This is a genomic window from Piscirickettsia salmonis LF-89 = ATCC VR-1361 (genome assembly GCF_000297215.2).
Taxonomy (GTDB): Bacteria; Pseudomonadota; Gammaproteobacteria; order Piscirickettsiales; family Piscirickettsiaceae; genus Piscirickettsia; species Piscirickettsia salmonis.
This window is the reverse complement of record NZ_AMFF02000056.1, coordinates 29,015-39,086: the sequence shown is the minus strand read 5'-3', so window position 1 is coordinate 39,086 and position 10,072 is coordinate 29,015. Positions and strand designations below refer to the sequence as shown.

At 37.9% G+C, this 10,072-nt stretch carries 8 protein-coding genes; 4 read left to right on the top strand and 4 right to left on the bottom strand.

Features of this window, described 5'->3' with window-relative positions; all coding sequences use genetic code 11:
* Positions 1–206: 206 nt before the first annotated feature.
* Positions 207–1,184 carry a DMT family transporter gene (locus tag C200_RS05930; protein ID WP_016210855.1) on the bottom strand — a complete coding sequence of 326 codons (978 nt, stop codon included), beginning with the start codon at positions 1,182–1,184 and terminating at the stop codon, positions 207–209.
* 117 nt (positions 1,185–1,301) lie between these two features.
* On the opposite strand from C200_RS05930, the gene C200_RS05925 reads away from it, so the two are divergent.
* Entirely contained in the window at positions 1,302–2,750 is a 1,449-nt protein-coding gene (locus C200_RS05925; protein ID WP_016210849.1) for a dihydrolipoyl dehydrogenase, read from the top strand.
* Positions 2,751–2,778: 28 nt separating this feature from the next.
* Here C200_RS05925 and C200_RS05920 read toward each other — a convergent pair whose 3' ends face one another.
* Genes C200_RS05920 through C200_RS05910 form a run of 3 tightly spaced genes read right to left on the bottom strand, consistent with a single transcriptional unit; the run spans position 2,779 to position 5,715 of the window.
* Positions 2,779–3,783 carry a lipoate--protein ligase gene (locus tag C200_RS05920; protein ID WP_016210847.1) on the bottom strand — a complete coding sequence of 335 codons (1,005 nt, stop codon included), beginning with the start codon at positions 3,781–3,783 and terminating at the stop codon, positions 2,779–2,781.
* 22 nt (positions 3,784–3,805) lie between these two features.
* Positions 3,806–4,477, bottom strand: coding sequence for a peptidoglycan DD-metalloendopeptidase family protein (locus C200_RS05915; RefSeq protein ID WP_016210851.1), 672 nt, complete (start codon positions 4,475–4,477; stop codon positions 3,806–3,808).
* Entirely contained in the window at positions 4,462–5,715 is a 1,254-nt protein-coding gene (locus tag C200_RS05910) for an MFS transporter (protein ID WP_016210850.1), read from the bottom strand. Before C200_RS05910 ends, C200_RS05915 begins: the two co-directional genes overlap by 16 nt.
* 248 nt (positions 5,716–5,963) lie before the next feature.
* Between C200_RS05910 and C200_RS05905 the strand changes: the two genes are divergently transcribed.
* From C200_RS05905 to C200_RS05895, 3 genes are all read left to right on the top strand, one after another.
* Positions 5,964–6,518 carry a hypoxanthine-guanine phosphoribosyltransferase gene (locus C200_RS05905; protein ID WP_032126446.1) on the top strand — a complete coding sequence of 185 codons (555 nt, stop codon included), beginning with the start codon at positions 5,964–5,966 and terminating at the stop codon, positions 6,516–6,518.
* A gap of 295 nt (positions 6,519–6,813) precedes the next feature.
* Positions 6,814–7,998, top strand: a complete 1,185-nt coding sequence (locus C200_RS05900; RefSeq protein WP_016210848.1) for an MFS transporter — start codon at positions 6,814–6,816, stop codon at positions 7,996–7,998.
* Between the two features lie 166 nt (positions 7,999–8,164).
* Entirely contained in the window at positions 8,165–9,763 is a 1,599-nt protein-coding gene (locus C200_RS05895) for an ABC-F family ATPase (protein ID WP_051307341.1), read from the top strand.
* The last annotated feature ends 309 nt before the right edge of the window (positions 9,764–10,072 follow it).

Sequence of the window (10,072 nt, the reverse complement as noted above, 5' to 3'; positions counted from 1 at the left end):
TCAATCATTTTTAGTGCTCGAATTCTTAAGTCATAACTGTAAGGAGAAGGCATCGTTTTTCCTTATTGTATTTTTTAACCTACTGATAGTATGTCAGAAACTGTTGATCGAGAGCTATATTTAAAGATGCGAGTGTGTTTTGCAAAGTTTTATGTAAATATTATTTTTAGATGCTACTAATCTTTTTTTTCTTATTTGTGGAGTGATTAGCTGAGCAATAATATATAGCCATATATTTTTTGCCATATGTTTTTTACTATATGAGTGAATAGATGAGAAAATTGTGAAACCATAAAGCTTATAAAAACAAGGGTTCCTCCTATAATCGTGCTTTTATAAATCGCCTCACCATTGATCAAATAAGCAAATACAGTTGCAAATACAGGTTCAAAGGCATAAATTAAAGCTGCTTTATTAATGCTAATTTTATTTTGATATTTACTTTGCAAGAAGAAAGTTAAGCAGGTCGAAAATGAGCCACAGAAAATTAAGGCAATAATCAATATTGGCGTGAGTGTGATATGCCAAGGATGAGTGAATGATATTATTACTGGTAAGGGAATGGAAAAAAGGATCTGAAAGCCAACGAGTAAAATTAAATTTTGTTTAATTTTAAGGGTGATGTGTTGTAAATAAGAAATAGAAAATGCATAGGTCAATGCGCAACCAAGTGACCATAATTCTCCTGTATTAATATGGGAAATTTTTGCACCAGTTAAAATAAAAATACCGAATAAACAAGTTAAAGATGCAAAGATGTCAGTTTTAGTTGGCTTGGCTAAGCCAAAAAATGGTGAAATAAAAGGCACTAAAACAACGCTAAATGCGGTAATAAATGCTGAATTTGCTGAGCTAATTGTTTGCAAACCCATGGTTTGACAGATATAGCAGAGTGACTCGAACAAGCCAAGTATCAATGCACCCTTGAGAATGCTAGACGTGGTTTTTGGAGTTTTATGTAAAATAAAAGGAAAAAAGGTAATTGCAGCAATCATAAGGCGGATAGCAACAAAGGCATTTGGGTTAATCGTTGTAATGGCGCTTTTGATGAGTGGAAAGGTGGCTCCCCATAACACTGTGACAAGAATTAAAAACCATGTTGCTTTTGTTGAAATATTCAAGGTAATCCCAAAAAAAGTACTATTATAATTATTTAGTTTTACTGTGACAATGATAATATCCATACTAGTGTGTATCTCTTGGTTTTGCTTAGACTCCTGTTAAGCAAGGCTTTGAGTTACATAGGTAAGTATCATTTTATTTAAGGGACTATATTTAGAGGGTTGAATAAGGACATAGTTATGGATAATAAATGGGTTGTGGATATTGCGATTATTGGCACAGGGACTGCAGGAATGGCTGCGTATCGAGAGGCAATTAAGTTTACAAAAAACATAGTTTTATTAGAAGCAAATACGTATGGCACTACCTGTGCACGTGTTGGTTGTATGCCATCTAAATTACTCATTGCCCCTGCACACGTTTGTCATAAAGTAAAATCAATGCCAACGTTGGGTTTGCAGGTGGGGCCGGTGTCTATAGACGGCCAGGCTGTGATGCGGCGCGTGAGAGATGAGAGGGACCGTTTTGTTCGCTTTGTTGAAGAGGCGGTTGCAGGTTTTGACGCGAATCATTTAGTGCAACAGCGTGCTAAGTTTAATAGTGACCATGAATTAATTTTGGCAGATGGCCGAATAATTCAGGCGGAACGAATTATTATTGCAACAGGATCCCGACCGTATATTCCAGATGAGTTGCAAGCTGCGGGTAGCCGGTTAATGACGAATGATGATGTGTTTGATTGGCAAGATTTACCACAATCAACTGCGGTTTTTGGTGCGGGTGTCATTGGCTTGGAGCTTGGGCAAGCATTGCATCGACTTGGTGTTAATGTTGAGCTATTTGGACGCAATAATGCAATTAGTCTGATAACAGATCCTGATATTAATTGTTATGCAGTGCAAACCTTTCAACGTGAGTTTACGTTTCATGCGCATGCTGATATGTTAGCAATAACAGAAAAAAAAGATCATGTTGAAGTGCGATTTAACAATGCTGAGAATGAGAATGTTGAGCAAGTGCGTCGTTTTGAATATATCCTTGCGGCAACTGGGCGCATTGCTAATGTTGATGGTTTAGGGCTTGAAACAACAACATTGGCATTAAATCATCGTGGTGTTCCCTTGTATGACCCATTGTCAATGCGCTGTGGTGATTCTAATATTTTTATTGCAGGGGATGCGTGTGGTGACTTGCCTTTATTGCATGAAGCTGCCGATGAAGGAAAATTAGCAGGTCAAAATGCAGGACGTTTCCCGGAGGTTTTTAAACAGCAGCGCTATGTTCCGTTAGGAATTGCTTTTACTGATCCTCAATTGGCAGTTATTGGCCAATCCTATCGACAGCTGAGTGAAGGTTCACTGGCATTTAAAATAGGTCGGGTTTTGTTTGAAGATCAAGGCCGTAGTCGGGTAATGTTGGTGAATAAAGGTGTATTGCATGTCTATGGTGAGTGCGGTACAGGCAGGTTGTTAGGTGCCGAGATTTTTGGCCCGAATGCTGAGCATTTAGCTCATTTGCTTGCTTGGTCGATACAAAGTCACTTCACTGTGATTGATATATTGCATATGCCATTTTATCACCCTGTTATTGAAGAAGGTTTGCGCTCTGCTTTACGTGATTTGCTGCATAACTTGCAAATGGGGCCACTGCCTCCTGCGCGTTGCATTGATTGTGGCGTGGGTGCTTAAGTTAAGATCAAGCTCAAGAGGTTCAGAGTTATTGTAATTCATGAGTAAACCAGTCTGAAAGTTCTTGAGCTTCTTGAGGAAATATTTGAGCGAGTGGAGAAAATGTAGCGGATATTGTTGATGCTGAGTAAGGGCTAAATATTAAACAAGACTTAATGTAATCGACAATATCTGTATTGAGTGCATCAGAGTAAACCTCAGCATCTTGGATTTGTGCGTTTTTAACAATAAGTTGAATTGAGAACAAACCAAAGGAGAGTTTTCTCTCAAAGGCATGGGTGAAACTGAGTGTTTTTCCATAGCACCATTCCCAGCTTTTATAATGATGATACAGTGTGGACAGATGAGGATAATGGTCTATTGACTTTAAATCAATTTTTTGTCTCTGTGCGGTGTTACTGTATAAGTGTTGAAAGCTATTAATAATCGCTAGGCTGAGGTTTTCGTGATTGATCGACTGATTAATATTGATTAAGTTTGTGACTCTCGACTTGACTGAAGTAATGCCTTTGGCAATGAGTTTTTTCTTACTTGGGTTCAGGTAATGCGTGAGTTTATCAATTGAGGCATTAATTAATAAGGTGCCGTGATGCAAGTGGTGGGTTTTATTATTATAAAAGGCACTGCCGGATATTTTTTTGTAACCCTCATCAGTCTCTATATGCAGGTCATTTCGTCCAGCACAGTGAGCATGAATATTCAGTTTAGCTAGAGCAGATAAAATAATTTTAAAGTTATTATCTTTATTCTCTGAGTGCTTGGGTGAGATAAAGCTAAAGTTAGTATTACCAAGGTCATGGTAAACGGCACCACCACCGGTGGGGCGGCGGGCAAGTTGAATGTTATCTGCTGTCATTTTCTCTGTATGACATTCTAACCAAGGGTTTTGTGAGCGACCAATGACGATGACACTGCTGTTTTGCCATAGATACAAAATATGCGCATCGGCTGGGGCTGTATCTAATAAATAGCTCTCAAAGGCGAGGTTTAAGTGCGGGTCATGAGATAGAGTTTGGTAGATGAGTAACTTCATGGTGAGTCTCTTAATTTATAATTTAGTCTGCTTCAATTTGGTTAGATTTTAGCGTGAGATTAGCTATACCTAAGATAAGGTTAGGGTCTGGGCATTGTTCTAAGTAATAATTCAATTCTTTCTCGCTACAAATGCCCGGGTAATTTCCTGAGTGATGGTCGGTCATGCTATTAATAATTTGAAAGTGTAGGTGTGAGGGCCAACCGCCATTTTCATCTTCATTGCCTATTGTCGCAAATAGCTCACCTTGAGCGATGGTTTTGCCAATATACAGTGCCTTTAAACTTTGACGACTTACATGGCCATACAAGGTATAAAACGTATAAGGTTCTAGCCCTAGTTGATGCTGTAAAATGATCGTTGGGCCATAATCACCCGGTTGGTTATTATCTGCAAAGCTATGGACGATGGCTGATAGGGGGGCGAAGACCGGTGTATTTTCTGGTACACCTAAATCGATACCCAGGTGAATATTTCTATAATTTTGTGAGTCTTGTTGGTAAGCATCGTAAATGACGCGACGCTCAGCATAGCGGCCAATTTCTAGTTGATAATGCTCAAAGCGCTGTAGATTGTGCTGTAACGGTTGGCTACAATCTATGATGACCGAGGGACCATATTGCTTTTCTTTGGGAATAACTGGACTAAATTGACCTTGATAAGTCATTAATCGTTGTTTTAAATGTAAAGACATTTGCTTTCTTGGACCGTTTTTTTGATTGTGATAAATAGTAAAAAAAGTGCCAATATTAGGATAATGACTGCTAGCCAGTTGGCTAAGTGAAGGTTGATATTGGCGATCACCCCACTGAAAGAGCCACTGAGTGTCCAGCTGATGCCCATAAGCCCTCCAGCCAGTGCAATGCCTGAGCCTTGATGGCGTTTAGTTAGGGCATTCGATAAAATAGACATATAGCAAGGGTAGGTCATGGCAATGCTGCTAGATAAAGGAATAAGAATTATTTTATAGAGCCAGATTTCATGCGTTAGGCTTATTGCTAGCATTGATAAAGTTGCAATGATAAGGCAAAGCTTAAAGCATTGTATTATCGTGATAATGCGAATAATAGCTGGGTACAGAACAAGTAGAGATAAAATCATACTTAAGCCAATGATCAGCATTAGTTGTTGGTAGAGGTTAGAGCTGATTGATAGGTGCCAGATGCTGATGATGGTATAGTTAATGTTTTGATAGTAGCTGCTCCACGCCAGTTGGCATAAAAAGACCAGTATAAGCATGGTCACTGCTAGGGGGGAGTAAGTCTTGAATGAAGATAACAAGCTAGGTGTTTTTTCAGCTTTTATTCGTTTTTGTTCTGGTGAAAAAGTTAAATAGACCAAAATAATATTAATTACTGTGAAAAGTGCGCTACACCAAAATGTAGTATCAAAGCTGACCTTGGTTAAATAGCTGCCGAGTGCTGGACCAAATGACATTGCTGCTGTCATGCTTGAGGCGGATAGTCCCATTAAGTAAGCTTTCATGCGTCCTGTGCTGATATCCGTTAAAGTAGCTTGGGCGATGGGTTGACTGGCAGATGCAATGCTATTGATTGCATTGCTAATAAACAAGAGAGTCATGCTGCTGATAGCAATGGCGGTAATAGGTAGCAAAAAGCTGATGAGTGTTAAAGCCAAGCAAAACAAGAGTACTTTTTTACGGCCAAGTTGGTCAGATAAATGGCCAATAAACGGAGCAATACAAAGAGTTAACAGGGGGGCAAAGGCGCTGACTAGGCTAAATATAATACGCCGGGTTGTTATATCAACGTGCTCAGGCAGTAAGCCTTGTATAGGGCTAAGGATTAGCTCTGCATACACCGGCATCACGATAAAATAGCCAAGAGAGCCTAGAAAAATAACAGAATATAAAGTGAATAATTTTAGTAAATTATCTTTAATAACAAAGTGTTCTATGAATTTTATAAGCATTATCGCATCTACTACTGTTTATTCAATTTGGTATTTTACAAGAGTGGCTTGAGTTATGAAAGGTGTGTTTTATTAGATGACTGTTATCTATCAATTCATGTATAATACTGCTTTAAAATTGAGGTGATCGGTTTGGCTTGAAGTATGGCATTGTTATATGTATCAATGTGTTGTCGCTATATTTATTAAGTGCCGTATTTAATATCCAGAATAAAGATGAAGATTAAGGTGAGTAGGTAGAGAGTATTATGATGAAAGAGATTGAAGAAATTCGCCAGCGGTCGAAATGTCTTTTTTCTAAAGCAGAAATTGATTTAACACTGGATCGCATGGCACAGAAAATCCATGAGGATTATCAAGGTAAGAATCCATTGTTATTATCTGTGATGGTCGGTGGGTTGATTCTAACTGCTGAGCTATTAACGCGTTTAGATTTTCCATTACAAGTCGATTATGTGCATGCAACACGCTATCAAGGTAACATAAGAGGGAATGAACTGGTATGGAAAGTGAAGCCGTCTTATTCTTTGAATGGCCGTAATGTTCTGATTGTGGACGATATTTTGGATGGCGGTATCACTTTGCACGAAATTGTTGAGTTCTGTAAAGAAGAGGATGCTTCCTCTGTGCGTTCAGCGGTATTGCTGGATAAAGTAGAAACGCGTGTTGAGGGTGGTTTAGCGCATGCTGACTATGTTGGTCTTGAGGTTGCTAATCAATATGTATTTGGCTATGGCATGGATTATAAAAATTATTTGCGTAATGCACCAGGTATTTTTGCAGTTCCTGAAGAACTGTGTTAAATAAAAACTTAATATATTAGGGTGAATAAATATTATTCACCTAATATGATTTATTTTAATTAGTTTTAACGCTTGTCTGTGTCTATGATTTGTTTTTTATTATTAATTAATTACTGTATTTCTTTTATTTTTTTGTAATTTATTTATATATTTTTAATGAAAATGGCATATAAAATAAAGTTTTATTGATATAAGTCCAGCTCAGTTGCTATGTTATGTTATTGCGGTGATAGATCGATTGGTTATTAGAGAAGTTATTAAATTAAATAAATTTAGAATTAGGAGTGGTTGATCAATGCGATTAAAAGCGGGGTTTCTTGTTTATATTCCTATGTTTCTGATTATGACGTATTGGGGCTATATGAAGGTTGCGTTGCCAGTATTGCCTAATTTATTGCAGGCATTTAATACATCTGGGATGGTGATTCATCAGTTAATCTCTTTATCGTTTATTTTAGCCGGTTTATCATCAATCATTTGGGGCGTGGTGATTGATCGGTTAGAGATGCAGCGCTTTCTTGTTTATATTACTGTTGTTGGTATCTTGGTACTGTCATCTGTTGCATTTACGCATAATATCTATTGGTGGGGAATGACTTATATATTAAGCTCGATTATTGTCGGTGGGTTTTTGGTTTGTTCTCGTAGTTTTGTCATGCTGTATTTGCAAGATGATTTACAAATTAAAAAATCATTGTCTATGTTGATGGTCGGTGGTTATAGTTCGGCTTTTCTTGTGCCATTTATTAGTGGTTGGCTAGGTTCATGGTTGAGCTGGCGTTATGCTTTTTTAGTCATTCCTGTCTGGCTGATTGTGCTGTTTATTATTTTTAGTCAGCTGCATAGTCAACCTGAACATCAGCAGACAACAAAAACCTTGCGAGATAATATTCAGCAAATGATCAGTCATCTTAAAAATAAGCGATTTCGTACTTGTTTGCTTATTATTGCCGGTTGCTCTGCAGTTGCTCAAAGTTATTATATTGCCATTGCCTTTTGGCTGTTACCGGCTTATCACGTTTCGGTACAGCATGTAGCTTTTTATTTATTTCCTATTTTACTGCCTGGTATCATTATGCCCTTTTTTGGCTCCGCTATACAACAACGCGTTTCAGAGTTAAGTATTATTGTTTTTTATGTGGCTTTATTGATTTTAGCCGGAGTACTATCGATAGGGTTGATGTGGGTTCCTCATCCGTCAAGCTGGTTATGGGTCATTCCAGGGGTGTTGGCATCGTTAACGATTGTGGGTATGTTGCCAATTATCTCTTTTCATGCATTGCAATCTGTCACAGGGCATTACAGCGCTGCATCTGGCTTAATTGCGATTGCAGCATATTCTTCTGCAGGAGTTGGTATTTTTATTACGTCTTTTATTAGTTTGCAGGATTTTTATAAAGAAGGCGTGTTTATGTTGATTATTGCACTATGGGTTATTATGTTGCTGAAAAAAATCTATAAAAATCCTATAAAGCAATGACTAATACTTAGCTTAAGACTTGCTTTATTGGTTATTATGAGTGGTATTAAATGCTAATATAGATCAAAGTAGGCTGAAATATCTTGAAAAAAGGTGAGTTTCGTTATTAAATTATGCAGTTTTTGTAACTTTCATAAATTATTAACTGACATTTGGAATACGATACTTGATTACTACAGCAAATATAACGATGCAATTTGGCCCGAAACCCTTATTTGAAAACATCTCAGTCAAATTTGGCGGTGGTAACCGCTATGGCTTGATTGGTGCTAACGGTTGCGGTAAATCGACGTTTATGAAAATTTTAGCCGGTGATTTAAAGCCGACATCGGGCAATGTTTCTATTGATGTCAATGAGCGCTTGGGGAAACTGAGCCAGAATCAATTTGGCTACGAAGAGTATAGTGTCATCGATACGGTGATTATGGGTTATAAAGCGCTTTGGCAAGTAAAACAAGAGCGTGAACGTATTTATGCCTTAGCTGAGATGACGGAAGAGGAAGGGATTAAAGTCGCTGAGCTTGAAATGGAGTTTGCCGAACTGGATGGTTATACCGCTGAGTCTCGAGCGGGTGAGCTATTAATGGGCGTGGGCATTCCTGTTGAGCAGCATTTCGGCCCAATGAGTGAAATTGCACCGGGGGTTAAATTGCGTGTTTTATTGGCTCAAGCGTTATTTTCTGATCCTGACATATTACTGCTTGATGAGCCGACTAATAACCTAGATATAGACGCTATTCGCTGGCTGCAAGAGACCTTAAATGAGCGCAACAGCACCATGATTATTATTTCGCATGACCGCTATTTTTTAAATTCAGTCTGTACGCATATGGCAGATCTTGATTATGGTGAACTGCGAGTTTATCCAGGTAATTATGATGAATACATGTTAGCAGCAAATCAAGCACGAGAGCGTTTACTCGCTGATAATGCGAAGAAAAAAGCGCAAATGGTAGAGTTACAAGGCTTCGTAGCGCGCTTTTCAGCGAATGCTTCTAAAGCGAAGCAAGCAACCTCTCGGGCAAGACAGCTTGATAAAATTAAGCTAGAGGAAGTTAAAGCATCGAGCCGGGTGAATCCATTTATTCGTTTTGACCAAGAGAAAAAACTCTTTCGTAATGCCTTAATTACTGAGGGTTTATCAAAAGGCTTTGAGCAAAGCGGACCTTTGTTTAGTGACTTAAACTTGACAGTGACTGTCGGTGAGCGAGTTGCTATTCTAGGTGCTAATGGGATAGGTAAAACGACGTTATTGCGCACTTTAGTTGGTGATCTATCTCAAGATGGTGGGACGCTTCAATGGTCTGAGAATGCGGCGATTGGTTATTATGCGCAGGATCATGGGCGTGATTTTAAAGAGAGTATGACGCTGTTTGAGTGGATGAGTCAGTGGCGAAAACCTACTGATGATGATCAATCTATCCGTGGTATTTTAGGACGCATGCTCTTTAGTGCGGATGATATTGTTAAGTCAGTCAATGTATTATCTGGTGGCGAAAAAGGCCGTATGCTATTTGGTAAGTTAATTATGCAAAAATCAAATATTTTATTACTTGATGAGCCAACCAATCATATGGACATGGAGTCAATAGAATCATTAAATAATGCGCTAGAGCGTTATGAGGGCACCTTATTATTTGTCAGTCATGATCGCGCTTTTGTTTCTTCATTGGCAACACGTATTATTGAAATAACAGCTGAAGGGGTGAATGATTTTAAGGGCACTTATGATGAGTTTCTCGTAAGTAAAGGTGTTATTGCATAAACATATTTAACATTAGTTTATTTTAGATGAAAGCCTAAATATAAAGTTTAGGCTTTTTATCGTCTATTAAAAATTATGCATGTATTTTTATGTCTTTTATATTTTTACGTTAAATGTTAAAAGCACAAGTATTGTGAATAAGTTAAAATTTCTTTGCCTAACTCAGTGTTAATTTTTATAGATTATTTTGGTGATGTATCTTATTGATTGTTATGGTATAATTCGAAGAAAGTTAACAATAATTTACTCACCTTACGCACTGACATGATAAACAATGTATAATGAAATCTGATAGATACACAGGGATTT